The organism is Nocardiopsis eucommiae (assembly GCF_965344335.1).
GTDB lineage: Bacteria > Actinomycetota > Actinomycetes > Streptosporangiales > Streptosporangiaceae > Nocardiopsis > Nocardiopsis eucommiae.
In genome coordinates this window covers 24,906-41,453 of record NZ_CBDRIY010000024.1, presented here as the reverse complement: position 1 = coordinate 41,453, position 16,548 = coordinate 24,906, and the positions used below count along the sequence as shown (strand labels likewise).

Below are 16,548 nucleotides of genomic sequence, written 5' to 3'. Positions count from 1 at the left end.
TATTAGGAAAGTTTCCTGTTAATTTAGCTGACAACCTCACAGGAGGTCACGTCCCGGCAGGTCCGAGGCTGTATTCGGGCCACCGGTACCCGCGCCGGCGGGGCGGCCACAACCAGTGCTGTCCCAGCACACCCCCATAAGAGACGTCGAGGCGCCCGGGTCCGTTCATGATCCCAGGTCGTTTCGAGCACAGGCGCCGAGCCCCGGCGTGACGTGCGAAGGGAGATACGTTCACATGAGGTTCCCCAAGATCGCTCTGGCCTCGGCCGTGGTGATGCTCGCGGCCGCCTGCGGCGGTGGCGACGACAGTTCTTCCGGCGAGAATCCTGATTCCCTGACCGTGTGGGTCATGGGCACCTCCCAGGACGACCTGGTCGCGTACTTCGACGAAGCCGAGACCCGCTTCCAGGAGCAGTACCCGGACACCGCCGTCAACGTCGAGTTCATCCCGTGGGGTGACGCCCAGGAGTCGATCACCAACGCCATCGCGGGCGGCGACGCTCCCGACGTCCTCGAGGTCGGCAACGACCAGGTCTCCAGCTGGGCCTCCCAGGGCGCGCTGCTCGACATCGGCGACCACGTCGGCGAGTGGGCCCCCGCCGCCGACATGGACCAGGAAGCCCTGGAGTACGGCACGTACAACGGCGTCCAGTACGGCGTCCCGTGGTTCTCCGGCGTGCGCACCCTCTACTACCGCGCCGACTGGCTCCAGGAGATCGGCCACGAGCCGCCCGCGACCTGGGACGAGCTCATCGAGGTCTCCGAGGCTATCGAGGAGGAGTACGGCGTCCCCGGTTTCGCCGCGCCCACCGACTTCACCAACGGCATCGCCAGCTTCATCTGGGGCAACGGCGGCGAGATCGCCGTCCAGGACGGCGAGGAGTGGACGGGTCGGCTCACCGACCCCGAGACCGTCGAGGCCGTGGAGTTCTACGCCGGGCTCACCCAGGACGGCATCTCCCCGCAGAGCTACGTCGGTGAGACCGAGCTGGTCGCCCTGGCCGACATCGCCAACAGCCAGCTCGGCATGTACATCGACGGCGGCTGGGCCCTGGGCTCCATCGAGGAGCAGGCCGAGGACCCGGAGGTCCTGGAGAACATCGCCTCCGCCCCGATCCCCGGCGCCGAGGGCAACGCCCCGGTCTTCGCTGGTGGTTCGGCCCTGACCGTCTTCGGTCTCACCTCGTACCCGGACCAGGCCTTCGACCTGCTCGGCGTCCTGGGCGACCAGGAGGGCGGCAAGGCCTACGCCGACGTCGCGGGCTTCTTCCCGGCCTACCCGGAGCTGCTCCAGGCGGACGAGTACCAGAACGACCCCGCCCGCGCCGCCGCGGCCACGAGCATGCAGAACACGCGCTTCTTCCCCAGCACCCCGCGCTGGAACGCCGCCGACCTGGACAACAAGATCCTGCCCGGCGCCGTGCTCGACATCGTGCGGGGCGGCGACCCCGAAGAGGTCATGGAAGGCGCCAACGAGCAGCTGACCACCATCCTCAACGAGCCGGTCGAGTAAGAGCCCGTCCCTTCTGAGCACAGCCGTGAGGGCGGGCGCGGACCCCGCGCCCGCCCCTTCCGGTCGAACCCGCCCTGATTGAGAAGCCCATGCCGAGAACCGTCGACAAAGCGTCAGCCGAACCGGACGGCGCCGTGGGTCAGGCCCCCGCCCGAGCCAGGCGGCCCAAGCCGATCCCGTACCTGCTCATCATCCCGTCGGTGATCCTGCTGGCGGTCGTCCTGCTCTGGCCGATCGTCCAGATGGTCTGGTACTCGTTCACGAGTTTCACCACCCGCAACCTGATGCCCAACCAGCCGGGTCCGGAGTGGAACGACTTCGCTCACTACCAGAGCCTGCTCACCGACCCCGCCTTCTGGTCGATCCTGCGCAACACGGTCGTCGTCTGCGTCCTCATGGTGGGCATCACCATGGTGCTCGGAACGCTGATCGGCATCCTGCTGCACAAGCTGCCCAAGTGGTTCTCCACCTTCGTGGCCATCGGCATGATGCTGGCCTGGTCGACGCCGGCCCTGAGCGCCTCCCTGGTGTTCCGGTGGCTGTTCCTGCCCGAGCGCGGCCTCGTCAACGTCGTCCTCGACCGTCTGCCGAACTGGCTCGTCGGTGACGGATGGCTCCAGTACAACTGGTTCCTCGAACCGCTGTCGCTGTTCAGCATCCTCATCATGGTGATCGTCTGGCAGTCGTTCCCGTTCGTCGCGGTGTCGGTGCTCGCCGGTCTCAAGAGCATCCCGTCCGAGCTCTACGAGGCGGCCCGGATGGACGGCGCCAACGCCTGGAAGTCGTTCTGGAACGTCACCTTCCCGATGCTGCGTCCGCTGTTCGCGCTCCTGCTGGTCCTCCAGATCATCTGGGACCTGCGCGTGTTCACCCAGCTGTACATCCTGGCGAACAGCTTCCAGAACAAGGACGTCTACCTGCTCTCCTACTACATCTACCAGCAGGGGTTCAGCGCCAGCCCGGCCAACTACGGCATGGGTTCGGCCATCGCGGTGGTCATGACCGTCATGATCCTCGCCGTCACCGCGTACTACCTGCGCATCATGATCCGCCAGGGGGAGACCCGATGACCGCCGTCGACAAGACCGCTCGGCCCGCGACCGCCGCTCCCGGCTCCACGTCGGGTGGTTCCGGCGGCACCGGGACCCCGCGACGCGTCCACCGCCGCAGCCCGCTGCGCCGCCTGCGCGACCTCCCCCTGTACCTGGCCGGGATCGCCGTCTTCCTGTTCTCGGTCTTCCCCGTCTACTGGATGGTCTCGACGGCCTTCAAGCCGACCGGCGAGATCTTCACCCGGGACCAGCGGCTGTTCCCCCAGGCGCCCACGCTGGAACACTTCGACCGGGTGATCAACGGCCAGCTCATCCCCGGGGTGAACTTCGGGACCTTCCTCGCCAACAGTCTCCTGGTCACCCTCGGCGCCGTGGCCATGGGAGCCCTGTTCTCCCTGCTGGCGGCGGTGGCCGTCGCCAGGTTCCGGTTCAAGCTCCGCTCCGCCTTCATCATGCTGCTCATCGTCATCCAGATGGTGCCGATGGAAGCGATGATCATCTCGATCTTCATCAACTTCCGGTCGCTCTCGGAGGCCACCGGGGTGCAGCTGCTCGGCAACCTCTCCGGCCTGCTGATCGTCTACACCGCCGTGTCGCTGCCGATCACCATCCTGATGCTCCGCGGCTTCGTCGCCGCGGTCCCCAAGGAGCTGGAGGAGGCCGCGGCCATCGACGGCGCCAGCGGCTGGACCATCTTCTGGCGCATCCTGATGCCGCTCGTCGCACCCGGCCTGGTGGCGGCCAGCATCTTCGCGTTCATCACGGCGTGGAACGAGTTCATCGTCGCCCTGACCTTCCTCGGCCGGAGCACGGACAACTACACGCTGCCGCTGACCCTCTCCTACTACTTCGGCCGCTTCGGCACGGAGTGGGGTCCGATCATGGCCGCCTCGACCCTGCTGACCATCCCGGTGATGATCTTCTTCCTCTTCGTCCAGCGCCGCATGGTCTCCGGCCTGACCATGGGGGCCGTCAAGGGCTGACCGCCCGACACGACCGACCGTCACACCACACCATCCCCGCCACGCGTCTGCCCTCCCCTGGGCACCCTTGCTCACCGAACGGAGTTCGTCATGCCGCACGACCCGACACTGGAGCGTCTGGCCAACGCCACGCTGCTGGTGCCCTTCGAGTCCCTCCAGGCCCCCCGATGGATCTTGGACGGGCTGGCGGACGGGATCTCCGGCGTCTGTCTCTTCCACAACAACCTGGAGAGCCCCGAGCAGGTCACCGCGCTCAACGCGAGCCTGTGCGAGGCCACGGACACGCCGTTGATCTCCCTGGACGAGGAGGGCGGCGACGTCACCCGTATCGGCCAGGCCCGGGGCAGTGACTACCCCGGCAACGCCGCCCTGGGCGCGGTGGACGACCCCGACCTCACCCGGGCCACCCTGCGCGCGCTCGGCCACCAGCTGTCCGGTCTGGGCTTCAACCTGGACCTGGCCCCCTCCGTGGACGTCAACGTCGCGGACGACAACCCGGTGATCGGCACCCGTTCCTTCGGAGCCGACGCCGAGCTGGTCGCCCGACACGCCGCCGCCTCCGTTCGTGGCCTCCAGGAGGCCGGAGTGGCCGCGTGCGCCAAGCACTTCCCCGGCCACGGCGCCACCTCCCAGGACTCGCACCACACCCTGCCCCGTGTGGAGGCCGACGCGGACCTGCTGCACCGGCGTGAACTGCTGCCCTTCCGGGCGGCCATCGACGCCGGGGTCCGATCCATCCTGACCGCGCACATCGAGCTGCCCGGTCTGGGCGGCGGCGACGGCCCGGCCACGCTCAACCAGGCGCTGCTCAACGACCTGCTGCGCGGCGAGCTCGGGTTCGGCGGGGTCGTGGTGAGCGACGCCATGGACATGCGTGGGGTCAGCGGTGAGATCGGCATCCCCGAGGCCAGCGTGCTCGCGGTGGCCGCCGGGTGCGACCTGCTGTGCCTGGGCCGGTTCGTCTACGCGGACCAGGTCGCCCAGGTCCGCACGGCACTGGTCGAGGCCGTCCGGGAGGGCCGCCTGGCCGGTGAGCGGCTGGAGGAGGCGGCCGACCGCAACGCCCGGCTGCGTCAGTGGATCAGGGACTCCGCCGAGGGCCGCGCGGACGCGGAGGACACCGAGCGGGTCGGCCTGACCGGCGCCCGCCGCGCCGTCCGCGTGGACGGGGACCTCCCCCCGCTGGAGAACCCGTACGTGGTCGAGGTGGACGCCCCCGCCGGGGTGGCCGTCGGCGACGTGCCGTGGGGCCTGGGCCCCTGGTTCAGCGACACCGTCCGGGTCTCCCCGGAGACCGACGACCCCACCGCCGTGCTGACCGCCGCCTCCGGCCGCGACCTGGTCGTCGTTGTGCGCGACGCGCACCGGTACCCGACCGCCCAGGCGTTCGTGAACGCCCTGATCAGCGCCTACCCGAAGGCCGTGGTCGTCGAGATGGGCCTGCCCATCTGGCGGCCCGACTGCGGGGCCTATGTGAGCACCTACGGCGCCGCGCACGTCAACGGGCTCAGCGCCGCCGAGCTCCTGGGCTCCACGGGCGCGCTGGAGGCCGCGCGGTAGGCCGCCCGCCCCTCGACCCCTCCCAGGGCGTACCCACCCCGTACGCTCCGCCTCGGCCCGGTCCCCACCACTCCACCAGGGACCGGGCCGCGGGTGTTCTCCGGTTCCGACACGAGGGGGGGACATCACCCATGTCCCCGAAAGTCGGTAGGAGAAGTACCCTTGGCGTGTAGCATCCCGGCCGCTGGCAACACTCGTCGGCGCCCGGTGCCCCATTCGCCCTTCTAACCACGGCATAATCACAGCATGCGCCTTTCAGCCCGGGTCGACTACGCGCTTCGCGCGGCCGCAGAGCTCGCTGTCGCCAGCGACGGTCCGGTGACGGCCGAGCAGCTCGCACGCGCGCAGGCCATCCCCGGAAAATTCCTAGAGAACATCCTCACCCAGCTACGCCGTGCCGGTCTGGTACGCAGCCAACGGGGTCCCGTCGGCGGTTACTGGCTGGCCCGACCAGCGGCGGAGATCTCCCTCGCCGACATCATCCGAGCGGTCGACGGACCGCTCGCCAACGTGCGCGGGGAACGCCCCGAGCACGTCGACTACGACGGGGCCGCCCGCAGCCTGCAACAGGTGTGGATCGCCCTGCGCGCCAGTGAGCGCTCCATCCTGGAGGGGGTCAACCTCCAGCACCTCGTCACCAACGAACTCCCCGAACAGGTGCGCGTGCTGGCCGAGGACCCCGAGTCCTGGGTCAACCACACCCACCGCTGAACGGACAGCCCCTCCGGGGCGCCGCCCAGAACGCCGGAAGCCGGTCACCCCGAGGGGTGACCGGCTTCCTGAGTGCGGACTCGTACGGTCCGCGCTGACGAGTGCGGGTGGGACCTGGTGTCACACACCGGCCATGTCCGCGACCTGCGGAACGCGATCCGGGACGGGCGCGATGCCGAGGTCCTGCGCGGGAACGGGGTCGGTCGTGACCGCGTCGCCCAGCAGTGCGGCCTCCTGGAGCTCGGCCAGTGCCAGCTGGTCGGAGACCTCCCTGAGGACCTGCGAGAGCGGAACCCCGAGGGCCCCACAGATCGAGGAGAGCAGTTCGGAGGACGCTTCCTTCTGTCCCCGCTCGACCTCGGACAGGTATCCGAGGGAGACCCGTGCATCGGCCGACACCTCGCGGAGGGTGCGACCCTGGCGCTGGCGCAGCCGCCTGAGCACGTCACCAAGTAGGTGACGAAGCAGGACCATCATTCGCGCTCCCTCCCACCGGTAACGACCTTCATATACAACACCGTACCTGCCCCACGCCCGATTCGGGCACCTCTTGCCGTCCTGTTCGCTGGAGGGGGAACCGTGCCCGGGGGTGGTTTTGTTCCCTCACCCCGGGGGAGGTGGACCAGCCGGAGGGATCAGGCCCGGGTGTTTCCCGCCACGTCCCCGCGAACGGCGGCCCCCAGGAGCCTCAGCGCACCCGTGACCGTGTCAAGGCGGATACCCGAACGATCCCCGGTGAAACTGAACCGGACGACCCGGGTGTGTGACTCCGGTCCCGCGACCGCCGCGTAGACGGTGCCGACGGGCCGCCCGTCCTGCGGTTCGGGCCCGGCCACGCCGGTGACGGCGACCCCGAAGTCGGCTCCGGTGAGTCGGCGCGCCCCGCACGCCATGTGGACGGCGACGTCCGGGTGGACGGCGCCGTGCTCGGCGAGCAGTGCCTCGGGGACCCCGAGGACGGAGGCCTTGGTGTCCGTGGCGTAGGTGACAGCCCCGCCCCGGTAGGTGGCGGAGGCGCCGGGGACCGCGGTGAGGTGGGCGCCGATCAGACCGCCGGTGAGGGACTCGGCGGTGGCGGCGGTGGACCCGGCCTCCAGGAGGGCGCGGTGGGCGGCCTGCGCGGCCTCCAGCGCCTCTCCCCCGATCCGGGTGTCCCCCGCTCCGTCCACGGCCCTACTGCTTCCCGCCGTCGGCGCCCCTGGCCCGCACGAGGCGGACGGCGTCGACCACGTAGGTCAGACCGGTCCAGAGGGTGACGGCCAGCGCCGCGGCCATGACCCCGTGCGCGATCCAGATGAACACGCTGGTGAAGGGCAGCAGCCCCAACGGGAACAGGTAGATGCTGATCGCCACGATCTGGAGGACGGTCTTGAGCTTGCCGCCGCTGCTGGCGGGCATGACGCCGTAGCGCAGCACCGCGAAGCGCAGGGCGGTGATCCCCCACTCGCGCAGCAGGATCGCGATGGTGACCCACCACCACAGGTCTCCCTGGACGGAGAGCACGATCAGCGCGGCGCCGGTCAGCGCCTTGTCCGCGATGGGGTCCGCGATCTTGCCGAAGTCCGTGACCAGGTTCCGACGGCGGGCCAGCTCACCGTCCACCCGGTCCGTGATGGCGGCGATCACGAAGACGGAGAACGCGGCGAGCTGCCAGCCGAGCCCGTCCAGGAACATGAACCAGACGAAGACCGGCACCATGACCAGGCGGCTCATCGTGAGGATGTTCGCGATGTTCCACAGCGGAGCTTGGGGGGCGGGCGAGGCCGCGGGGTCGTGGGTGCTCATCTGTCGGCGGCTTCCCCGTCCTGCTCAGCGACGAGGTCGGCCCCCATCGACTGGATGACGGTGGCGCGCACGAGGTCACCGACGGCCAGACCCTCGCCGTACAGGATGGTGCTGCCGTCGACCTCGGGCGCCTGGTGCTCGGAGCGGCCCTCGTAGGCGCCGTCCTCCAGGACGGTCTCCACCAGGACGGTCACCTCGGTACCGATCCGCTCCTCGGCCCGCTGGACCATGAGCTCCTCGGCCAGGCGGTTGAGGGTGTCCACGCGCTCCTGGACGACCTCCTCGGGCACCTTGCCCTCGTGGGTCAGGGCCTCGGTGCCGTCCTCGTCGGAGTAGCCGAACACACCGATGGCGTCCAGGCGGGCCTCGCTGAGGAAGGCCACCAGCTCCTGGAACTCCTCCTCCGTCTCGCCGGGGAAGCCGACGATGAAGTTGGAGCGCGCACCGGCCTCCGGAGCGCCCTTGCGGGCGGTCTCCAGCAGCTCGAGGAAGCGCTCGCGGTCACCGAAGCGGCGCATGCGGCGCAGCAGCGGGCCGCTGGCGTGCTGGAAGGAGAGGTCGAAGTAGGGCACCACACCGGGGGTGTTGGTGAGCACGTCCACCAGCCCGGGGCGGACCTCGGCGGGCTGGAGGTAGCTGACCCGGACCCGCTCCAGGCCCTCGACGGCGGCCAGGCGCGGCAACAGCTTCTCCAGCGCGCGCACGTCGCCCAGGTCCTTGCCGTAGGACGTGGAGTTCTCGCTGACGAGGAAGACCTCGCGCACGCCCTCGCTGGCCAGCCACTCGGCCTCGCGGACGATCTCGTCGGGCTGGCGGGAGATGTAGGCGCCCCGGAAGGCGGGGATGGCGCAGAAGGTGCACCGTCTGTCGCAGCCGGAGGCGATCTTGAGGTTGGCGACGGGGCCGCCGGTCAGGCGGCGGCGCGGGGTGGCCGCGCGGTAGGGAAGCTCGGTGCCCTCAGCGCCCTCGGAGTCGGTGAAGGCGGCGTGTCCGGGCACGTGGACCTGGGAGGCGTCGCGCTCGGCCGGGCTGATCGGCAGCAGGGTGCGGCGGTCGCGCGGGTCGTGCGGGGCCAGCTTGCGTCCGGCGACGACGTCGTCGAGCCGGTCGGTGATGGTGGCGTAGTCGTCGAACCCGATGACGTTGGCCTCGGGGAGGGCCTCGGCCAGCTCGGAGCCGTAGCGCTCGGCCATGCAGCCGGCGGCGATGACCTTGCCGCCGCCCTCGGCCGCCTCCAGCAGGGTCTCGATGGAGTCCTGTTTGGCGGCGTCGATGAACCCGCAGGTGTTGACGACGGTCACGTCGGCCTTGGTGTCGTCGTCGACGAGGTCCCAGCCGCCAGCGGCAAGGCGACCGGCGAGCTCTTCGGAGTCGACCTCGTTACGCGCACACCCCAGGGTGACGAGTGAGACAGTACGGCGCGATGACATGGCTTCCAAGCGTGTGGGAGAGCTACGGGTGCAGCGGGCGCGGCGCGGCCGAAGGCCGGGGTACCGGTCGGGTCGTGCTCGCACGAAGGCGTCGATGGTCGCCGCCCGCAGCCCCCCACACTACCGTGGTTGACCTACCCGCCCGTACCCCGGCCTCGTCGCACGTGGTGCCGTGCCGCGTCGTGGGAACCCGTCAGTTCTCCAGGCCCTCGGCCCCGATGGTGACCTCCCGGACCTCTCCGATCTCGCCGGCGGGGCCGTGGTCCTCACCGTCCACGGCCACGTCGATCGCGCCCGCGTTGCCGATCCACAGGTTCAGCGGCACCTCGGTGGCGTAGTCCTGGGTCTCCCCCTCCAGGAGGAACCCGGTGTAGATCGCCTCGCCGTCGGCCTCGCTGACCTCGATCCAGCTGCGGTCGCTGGCGGTGAAGGAGACGGTGAACTCGACCGGTTCCACCTCGGCCGGGGCCTCCTCGACCGTCTCGGCGCGGTCGAGGGGGACGGCCGCGTCCTCCGGGAGCAGCACGGAGTCGGCACCTCCCTCGCCGCCCGACCGGGCCGACTCGAAGGCGGTCCGGACGGGATTGCCCTCCTCCCAGCCCTGCCAGGTGCGCACACCCACGAACACGGCGGCGATCAGGATGATGCCGACGACGGCCCAGGGCCAGTGTCGCCGGACCGCCTCGGCGCGGCGGGTCCTGGTGCTGCTGACGCCGCTCCGGGGCGCGGCGGCTCGGGCGGCGCCCGGTCGGGCCCCCGGCGGCGGGCTCTCCGGCCTGCTGTGCCGTCCGGGTCGACGCGGTTCCGGTACCGCCGCCCCACCGTTGGCCCCGGCCGTCGGGACCCCCCGGGGTCTGTTGCGCTGTGGCGGCCGGGCCAGCCGCTGGTTGCGTTCGAAGTGGCCCCAGCTCTCGGCCCGCTGCTCCGGGTCGGCCTCCTCGTCGCCGAAGGTGCGCCGAACGTCCGGGGACGCCTGGCGCTCGTCGGCTCCGGCGTGGGTTCGTCCGCCGTGGGCCGCCGCGACCCTGGCCGCCTTGGGCTTCGCGGACGGGTGCCGGGGCGGAGGGACGAAGGTGGCCTTCTCAGGCGACGCGTGTTCCCTGTCGAACTCCTCCAGCAACGGTGCGGGGTCCACACCGAAGAGCTTGCAGATCCTCCGGATGTGTCCTCGCGCGTAGAAGTCCCCTCCGCAGGGGACGAAGTCCTCGTTCTCGATCCCCCTCAGGACCTGCATACGGATACGTGTGCGTGTGCTCAGGTTCTCCAAGGAGCAACCCGCCGCGATCCGTGCGGCGGACAGGGTCTGGCCGATCGTCGCCATGCGCACTCCCCCCGCGACTGTCTGTGCCTACGTCTACCCACTCTGCTACCCGGACACGGACAACGCAGGTCACCACGCCCCATGAAGGCCTCAAGATCGCGCCAAATCGGGCGTCACGGACGTGGTTTCGGTCTCATCCGCCCCGGATGTCGGTGAGCACGGCCGCGAGTTCGTCGGGCTGCACGAGCACGTCGCGCGCCTTGGAACCCTCGCTGGGGCCGACGACGTCGCGGCTCTCCATGAGGTCCATCAGGCGGCCGGCCTTGGCGAACCCGACCCTGAGCTTGCGCTGGAGCATCGACGTGGATCCGAACTGGGTGGTGACGACCAGCTCGACCGCCTGGAGCAGCAGGTCCATGTCGTCGCCGATGTCCTCGTCGATCTCCTTCTTCTTGGTGTCGACGACCGCGACGTCCTCGCGGTAGCTGGGCTCGGACTGCTTCTTGCAGTGGTCGACGATCCCCCGGATCTCCTTCTCCGCCACCCAGGCGTTCTGGAGGCGGATGGGCTTGCCCGCGCCCATCGGGAGGAAGAGCGAGTCGCCCTTGCCGACCAGCTTCTCCGCGCCGGGCTGGTCGAGGATGACGCGGCTGTCGGCGAGGCTGGAGGTGGCGAAGGCCAGCCGCGAGGGGACGTTGGCCTTGATCAGGCCGGTGACGACGTCGACGCTGGGGCGCTGGGTGGCCAGGACCAGGTGGATGCCCGCGGCGCGGGCCAGCTGGGTGATGCGCACGACCGCGTCCTCGACGTCGCGGGGGGCGACCATCATGAGGTCGGCCAGCTCGTCGACGATCACCAGCAGGTAGGGGTAGGGCTCGTAGACCCGTTCGCTGCCCAGCGGGGCCGTGAGCTCCCCGGTGCGCACGGCGGCGTTGAAGTCGTCGACGTGCCGGTATCCGGAGGCCGCGAGGTCGTCGTACCGCCGGTCCATCTCCCCCACCACCCACTGGAGGGCCTCGGCGGCCTTCTTGGGGTTGGTGATGATGGGCGTGATCAGGTGCGGGATGCCCTCGTACATGGTCAGCTCGACCCGCTTGGGGTCGACCAGGATCATGCGCACCTCGTCGGGGGTGGCGCGCATCATCAACGAGGTGATGAGTCCGTTGATGCAGGTGGACTTACCGGCGCCGGTGGCACCGGCGACCAGCACGTGCGGCATCTTGGCGAGGTTGGCGACGACGTTGCTGCCCTCGACGTCCTTGCCCAGACCCACCAGCATGGGGTGGTCGTCCGAGGTGGCGGCCGAGGAGCGCAGGACGTCGCCCAGGCTCACTATGTCCTTGTCCGTGTTGGGGATCTCCACGCCGATCGCGGACTTGCCGGGGATCGGCGACTGGATACGTACGTCGGCGCTCTTCACCGCGAGCGAGATGTTCTTGGAGAGCGCCGTGACCTTCTCGACCTTCACCGCGGGGCCGAGCTCGATCTCGTAGCGGGTGACCGTCGGGCCCCGGGTGAACCCGGTGACCTCGGCGTCGATCTTGAACTGCTCCAGGACCCCGCTCAGGGCCGCGACGACGTCGTCGTTGGCCTGTGTGCGGGGCTTGACCGGCGTGCCCGGCTTGAGCATGGTCGGCGCGGGAAGCTCGTAGTCGCCCTCGACCACGCGGGAGGGGATGGAGAGCTGCTCGGTGGTGACCGGCGGCGGCGTGGGGTCGGGGGTCGGGGCCTTGGCCTTCTTGCGGGCGGGCTTCTTCGCCGCCGAGGCCTCCGCCTCCTCCTCGTCGGTGAGAGCGGGGGCGATCGACGCGGCCTCGGGCTCACTGGGCAGGACCGGGCTGTCGTAGGGGCGCTCGTGGTCCCCGGCGACGGTCTGGGCCTCGGCGGTCTGCGCCTTCGGCTTGCGCTTGCGCGGCTTGGCGGGCTTCTCCGGGTCCGCGCCGAGGAGGCCGATCCCGGAGTCGGGGCCGGTGTCGCGCTCCATCAGGGCGCCGAAGAGGGTCTGGAGCCGGTCCGGGATGCGACGGATGGGGGTGGCGGTCACCACGAGGATGCCGAAGATCAGGATCAGGGCCAGCAGGAGCCCGGTGAGCCAGGGGGTGACCACCGCGCTGAGCGGGCCGGAGGCGACGAAGCCGATGACGCCGCCCGCCTCCTGGAGCCCCTCGATACCGTCGGCGGGCTGCGGGATGCCGTGGGCGATGTGGATGAGCCCGAGGAGGCCGAGCATGATCGAGGTGACCCCGATGAACAACCGCCCCGCGTCGCCCTCCTTGCTCGTGCTCGGGGTGCGCATCAGCTTGACCGCGATCGGCAGGAAGAGGAGGGGAAGGATCGGCGAGAAGGTGCCGAAGCCCCCGACCACCACGAAGCGGGTGGCCTCCAGCAGCGGGCCGTCGCTCTGCCACCACACGGCGGAGGCGACCAGGATGCCCAGGGCCAGCAGGATCAGCCCCGCCCCGTCGCGCCGCAGGTCGGGGTCGAGGCCGCGGGCGCTGCGTCCGACCGCGCGGGCCGCCCCGCCCACCGTGTGCGCGACGAGCTTCCACATCACCAGCAGGAACTGACCGAAGAGCGTGACCACGTACGCGATGGGCCCGTCGGGCATGCGCTTCTTCGCCGCCGGTCTGCGCGCTGCGGGCTTCTTGCGCCCAGCACCGCCTGAGGAGGCACGCGTGGCCATCGGGGGTCACCTCCACCGGGGACGGGGTCGATTCCGAGGTGCGGGCACAGCGACCCGGCACGGCGGGAAGCCTACTAAGCCGTCCAGCCCGGAGCACCCAGGGGGCACGGCGTGTTCTCTGTTTTCTTTGGGCCTCCGCTTCGCTTCGGCCCGTGTTCGGCGCCTTTGCAGAGGGATTCTTCATCCTCGTCTACGCCTGGCTCGTTCCTCGCTGGCGGCTTGACTCGTCTTGCAGAACCCTCTCCGGCGCTCGAACGGGGCACCCCCCCGGTGGCCAAGGCGGACAGGCGGGACTCACGCCCACCCACAGTCGTGAGTCCCGCTCAGGGCCCAAGGCCACGGGGGGTGCTTTCGTTCGGGCGCCGGCAGGGTTCTGGAGGTGCCGCAGGTGGGATCGCGAGGAACGAGCCATCACACCGCAGGCGCCGAAGGTTCCTGCCTTTCCAGGCGCCCGAACACGCATCGAAGCGGAGCGGAGATGCAAAAAGACAAGAAACGGCCCGGGAACGCGGACGTTCCCGGGCCGTGTCCCTGCTTCCCCTACGGTCAGACCTCGACCAGGACGGGGATGATCATGGGACGTCGACGGTAGGTCTCGTTGACCCAGCGTCCCGTGCTGCGGCGGATGAGCTGACGCAGCTGGTGCGGGTCGTTGACCCCGTCGGCGGCCGCCTTGTCCAGGGCGTCCTGGATCTTGTCGATCACGTCGTCGTAGGCCGCGGCGCCCATGCCCGCGCCCCGGGTGTGGATCTCGGGGTCCCCGAGGATCTTCCCGGAGTTGGAGTCCACCGCGACGACGACGGAGATGAAGCCCTCCTCGCCCAGGATGCGGCGGTCCTTCAGGGCGGCGTCGGTGACGTCCCCGACCGAGGAGCCGTCCACGTAGACGTACCCGGCCTGCACCGCGCCGACGATCTTGGCGCGGTTCTTGTACACGTCCACGACCACGCCGTCCTCGGCGATGACGACGCGGTCGCTCGGCACGCCCGTGAGCTTGGCCAGGTCGGCGTGGGCGCGCATGTGCCGCCACTCGCCGTGCACCGGCATGAAGTTGCGCGGACGCACCATGTTGAGCACGTACAGCAGCTCACCGGCGGAGGCGTGGCCGGACACGTGCACGAGCGCGTTGCCCTTGTGCACGACCTTGGCACCCCAGCGGGTCAGGCCGTTGATGACCCGGTTGACCGAGTTCTCGTTGCCCGGGATGAGCGACGAGGCGAGCAGGATGGTGTCGCCCTCCTCGATGCGGATCTGGTGGTCCCGGTTGGCCATACGGCTCAGCGCCGCCATGGGCTCGCCCTGGGAACCGGTGCAGATCAGCACGACCTCGTCGGCGGGCATCTTGTCGAGCTGCTTGACGTCGACGATGGTGTCGCCGGGGATGCTCAGGTAGCCCAGGTCGCGCGCGATGTTCATGTTGCGGACCATGGAGCGGCCCACGAAAGCGATCTTGCGGCCGTGCGCGGTCGCGGAGTCGATGACCTGCTGGACGCGGTGCACGTGCGAGGCGAAGCAGGCCACGACGATGCGCTTCTTCGCCTGCCGGAACACCTTGTCGATGGCCTCGGTGAGGTTGCGCTCGTTGACCACGAACCCGGGCTGCTCGGCGTTGGTGGAGTCCGACAGCAGGATGTCCACGCCCTCGTCACCGAAGCGGGCGAACCCGGCCAGGTCGGTGAGGCGGCTGTCCAGCGGCAGCTGGTCCATCTTGAAGTCGCCCGTGTGGAGTACCGTGCCGCCGGGCGTGCGGATGCCCACGGCGAGTGCGTCCGGAATCGAGTGGTTGACCGCGAAGAACTCCAGGTCGAAGGGGCCGAAGTCGTGGCGCTCCCCCTCCTCCACCAGGACGGTCTCCGGCTTGATCCGGTGCTCGCCGAGCTTGGCGCTGATCAGTGCCAGGGTGAGCTTGGAACCCACGATCGGGATGTCGGCCCGCTCGCGCAGCAGGAACGGCACGCCGCCGATGTGGTCCTCGTGCCCGTGGGTGAGCACGATCGCCTCGATGTCGTCGAGACGGTCCCGGATGTAGTCGAAGTCCGGCAGGATCAGGTCGACGCCGGGCTGCTCCTCCTCCGGGAAGAGCACACCGCAGTCGACGATGAGCAGACGGCCGTCGTACTCGAAGACGGTCATGTTGCGGCCGATCTCACCGAGACCGCCGAGCGGGACGATGCGCAGGACACCCTTGCCCTGGGGCGGGGGCGGACCGAGTTCGGGGTGCGGGTGACTCATACGGAACCCTCCGTCAGACGTTCGACGCGCACGGCGCTGGCGGGCACGGCCTGGTGCGGGGCGAGCCCGATCGGGCCCTTGACCCCGGCGGCGGCCAGGTCCTCGCGCAGGAGGGCCTGGAGCTCCGAGGAGGCGTCCGCGAGCGGAGTGCGGACCGGACCGGAGGGGAGCCCGAACAGGTTCAGGATCGCCTTGGTCGTGATGACGCCCTGGGTGCGGAACATGCCGGTGTAGACCGGGGTGAGGCGGCGGTGGATGGCCAGCGCCTGGCCGACCTCGCCCTCCTCGAAGGCGTCGATCATGTCCTTGAGGTCGCTGCCGACGATGTGGCCGACGACGCTCACGAATCCGGCCGCGCCGACCGACAGCAGCGGCAGGTTCAGGATGTCCGTGCCGCAGTAGTAGGCGAGGTCGGTGCGCTCCATGACCCAGGAGCTGGCGCCGACGTTGTCCTTGGCGTCCTTGTTGGCGACGATGCGCGGGTGCTCGGCCAGCCGGACCAGGGTCTCGGAGGCGATCGGCGTCCCGGTGCGGTGCGGGATGTCGTAGAGCATGACCGGCAGGTCGGTGGTGTCGGCGATCTCGGTGAAGTGCCGGATCAGCCCCTCCTGCGGGGGCTTGTTGTAGTAGGGCGTGACAGCCAGCAGGCCGTGCGCGCCCGCCTTCTCGGCGGCCCGGGCCAGCTTGACGCTGTGGCGGGTGTCGTTGGTGCCGACCCCCGCGATGATCTGGGCGCGGTCTCCGACGGCCTCGACCACGGAGCGCAGCAGACGGTCCTTCTCGTCGTCGCTGGTCGTGGGCGACTCACCGGTCGTGCCGCTGATCACCAGACCGTCGTTGTGCTGCTCGTCCACCAGGTAGGTGGCGAGGCGGGCGGCACCGTCGTAGTCGAGTTCCCCGTCTTCGAGCATCGGGGTGACCATCGCGGTCAGCATCTTGCCGAATGGGCGGTTCTTGGGTTCCACCATCGTGTGTGAAAGGCTCTCGGGCCCCAGCCGGAAGGCGTCGGGGCCCTGGGTTGCCCTTCCTCCTCTCCATGTGCGTGAAACGGGTGCGTGTCCCGAGCCGGGTGCTTTCCTCCGTGCAACGGGTGAAGACGGCGTTGAACGTCCGTCGCCGCGACCGGTGAACGCGGGCCACCGGAAGCGGGAAAGTCTGTGTGTCCCTCGCACGTGGGAGTGCGCGGGAGCGGGTCCGGTTCGGCCCCCGTCCTCGTGGGTTGAGGTGAGGGACCGTCACGGGTGTGACCGACCAGGTCACCTGGAGCCTACGCGCTCGACCGGTGCCCGGAAGTGTGAACCTACCCGCACCGGGCCCTCGTCACGCGGACGGGGCCCG

General features: G+C 70.0%; 13 protein-coding genes. 5 read left to right on the top strand and 8 right to left on the bottom strand.

The annotated features are described in order from the left end of the window. Nucleotides 1-235 precede the first annotated feature (235 nt). From ACRWK8_RS16640 to ACRWK8_RS16620, 5 genes are all read left to right on the top strand, one after another. Nucleotides 236-1,513, top strand: coding sequence for an extracellular solute-binding protein (locus ACRWK8_RS16640; RefSeq protein ID WP_378737058.1), 1,278 nt, complete (start codon nucleotides 236-238; stop codon nucleotides 1,511-1,513). A gap of 89 nt (nucleotides 1,514-1,602) precedes the next feature. Next, on the top strand, nucleotides 1,603-2,583 hold the full coding sequence (locus ACRWK8_RS16635) for a carbohydrate ABC transporter permease (RefSeq protein WP_378737060.1): 981 nt from the start codon (nucleotides 1,603-1,605) through the stop codon (nucleotides 2,581-2,583). Continuing rightward, entirely contained in the window at nucleotides 2,580-3,548 is a 969-nt protein-coding gene (locus ACRWK8_RS16630) for a carbohydrate ABC transporter permease (RefSeq protein WP_378737061.1), read from the top strand. Before ACRWK8_RS16635 ends, ACRWK8_RS16630 begins: the two co-directional genes overlap by 4 nt. Before the next feature lie 90 nt (nucleotides 3,549-3,638). After that, a complete protein-coding gene (locus ACRWK8_RS16625) occupies nucleotides 3,639-5,108 on the top strand; it encodes a glycoside hydrolase family 3 protein (protein ID WP_431871350.1) in 1,470 nt (489 codons plus the stop codon). A 246-nt stretch (nucleotides 5,109-5,354) separates the two neighbouring features. Then, the gene (locus ACRWK8_RS16620) at nucleotides 5,355-5,819 is read left to right on the top strand and encodes an RrF2 family transcriptional regulator (RefSeq protein ID WP_026129576.1); all 465 of its coding nucleotides are present in this window, start codon (nucleotides 5,355-5,357) and stop codon (nucleotides 5,817-5,819) included. Between the two features lie 120 nt (nucleotides 5,820-5,939). Here the strand turns inward: ACRWK8_RS16620 and ACRWK8_RS16615 are convergent, their stop codons facing one another. From ACRWK8_RS16615 to dapA, 8 genes are all read right to left on the bottom strand, one after another. Continuing rightward, on the bottom strand, nucleotides 5,940-6,296 hold the full coding sequence (locus ACRWK8_RS16615) for a helix-turn-helix domain-containing protein (RefSeq protein ID WP_378737065.1): 357 nt from the start codon (nucleotides 6,294-6,296) through the stop codon (nucleotides 5,940-5,942). Between the two features lie 158 nt (nucleotides 6,297-6,454). Then, entirely contained in the window at nucleotides 6,455-6,988 is a 534-nt protein-coding gene (locus ACRWK8_RS16610) for a CinA family protein (protein WP_378737067.1), read from the bottom strand. 4 nt (nucleotides 6,989-6,992) lie between these two features. Further along, entirely contained in the window at nucleotides 6,993-7,604 is a 612-nt protein-coding gene (gene pgsA / locus ACRWK8_RS16605; RefSeq protein WP_378737069.1) for a CDP-diacylglycerol--glycerol-3-phosphate 3-phosphatidyltransferase, read from the bottom strand. Further along, the gene (gene rimO, locus ACRWK8_RS16600) at nucleotides 7,601-9,034 is read right to left on the bottom strand and encodes a 30S ribosomal protein S12 methylthiotransferase RimO (RefSeq protein ID WP_378737071.1); all 1,434 of its coding nucleotides are present in this window, start codon (nucleotides 9,032-9,034) and stop codon (nucleotides 7,601-7,603) included. The genes pgsA and rimO overlap by 4 nt, the downstream gene beginning before the upstream one ends. A 193-nt stretch (nucleotides 9,035-9,227) precedes the next feature. After that, nucleotides 9,228-10,355: a helix-turn-helix domain-containing protein gene (locus ACRWK8_RS16595; protein WP_378737073.1), complete on the bottom strand. Its 1,128-nt coding sequence runs from the start codon at nucleotides 10,353-10,355 to the stop codon at nucleotides 9,228-9,230. Between the two features lie 133 nt (nucleotides 10,356-10,488). Next, complete coding sequence (locus ACRWK8_RS16590) at nucleotides 10,489-12,978, bottom strand: DNA translocase FtsK (RefSeq protein ID WP_431871346.1); 2,490 nt, start codon at nucleotides 12,976-12,978, stop codon at nucleotides 10,489-10,491. 546 nt (nucleotides 12,979-13,524) lie between these two features. Beyond that, nucleotides 13,525-15,210, bottom strand: a complete 1,686-nt coding sequence (locus ACRWK8_RS16585; protein WP_378737077.1) for a ribonuclease J — start codon at nucleotides 15,208-15,210, stop codon at nucleotides 13,525-13,527. Next, entirely contained in the window at nucleotides 15,207-16,178 is a 972-nt protein-coding gene (gene dapA, locus ACRWK8_RS16580) for a 4-hydroxy-tetrahydrodipicolinate synthase (RefSeq protein ID WP_017546364.1), read from the bottom strand. Before dapA ends, ACRWK8_RS16585 begins: the two co-directional genes overlap by 4 nt. Between the last annotated feature and the right edge of the window lie 370 nt (nucleotides 16,179-16,548).

Excerpts from the sequence above, each read along its gene's own strand:
- ACRWK8_RS16640 (WP_378737058.1), top strand. The coding sequence starts at position 236 with ATGAGGTTCCCCAAGATCGCTCTGGCCTCGGCCGTGGTGATGCTCGCG.
- ACRWK8_RS16635 (WP_378737060.1), top strand. The coding sequence starts at position 1,603 with ATGCCGAGAACCGTCGACAAAGCGTCAGCCGAACCGGACGGCGCCGTG.
- ACRWK8_RS16630 (WP_378737061.1), top strand. The coding sequence starts at position 2,580 with ATGACCGCCGTCGACAAGACCGCTCGGCCCGCGACCGCCGCTCCCGGC.
- ACRWK8_RS16625 (WP_431871350.1), top strand. The coding sequence starts at position 3,639 with ATGCCGCACGACCCGACACTGGAGCGTCTGGCCAACGCCACGCTGCTG.
- ACRWK8_RS16620 (WP_026129576.1), top strand. The coding sequence starts at position 5,355 with ATGCGCCTTTCAGCCCGGGTCGACTACGCGCTTCGCGCGGCCGCAGAG.
- ACRWK8_RS16615 (WP_378737065.1), bottom strand. The coding sequence starts at position 6,296 with ATGATGGTCCTGCTTCGTCACCTACTTGGTGACGTGCTCAGGCGGCTG.
- pgsA (WP_378737069.1), bottom strand. The coding sequence starts at position 7,604 with ATGAGCACCCACGACCCCGCGGCCTCGCCCGCCCCCCAAGCTCCGCTG.
- rimO (WP_378737071.1), bottom strand. The coding sequence starts at position 9,034 with ATGTCATCGCGCCGTACTGTCTCACTCGTCACCCTGGGGTGTGCGCGT.
- ACRWK8_RS16595 (WP_378737073.1), bottom strand. The coding sequence starts at position 10,355 with ATGGCGACGATCGGCCAGACCCTGTCCGCCGCACGGATCGCGGCGGGT.
- ACRWK8_RS16590 (WP_431871346.1), bottom strand. The coding sequence starts at position 12,978 with ATGGCCACGCGTGCCTCCTCAGGCGGTGCTGGGCGCAAGAAGCCCGCA.
- ACRWK8_RS16585 (WP_378737077.1), bottom strand. The coding sequence starts at position 15,210 with ATGAGTCACCCGCACCCCGAACTCGGTCCGCCCCCGCCCCAGGGCAAG.
- dapA (WP_017546364.1), bottom strand. The coding sequence starts at position 16,178 with ATGGTGGAACCCAAGAACCGCCCATTCGGCAAGATGCTGACCGCGATG.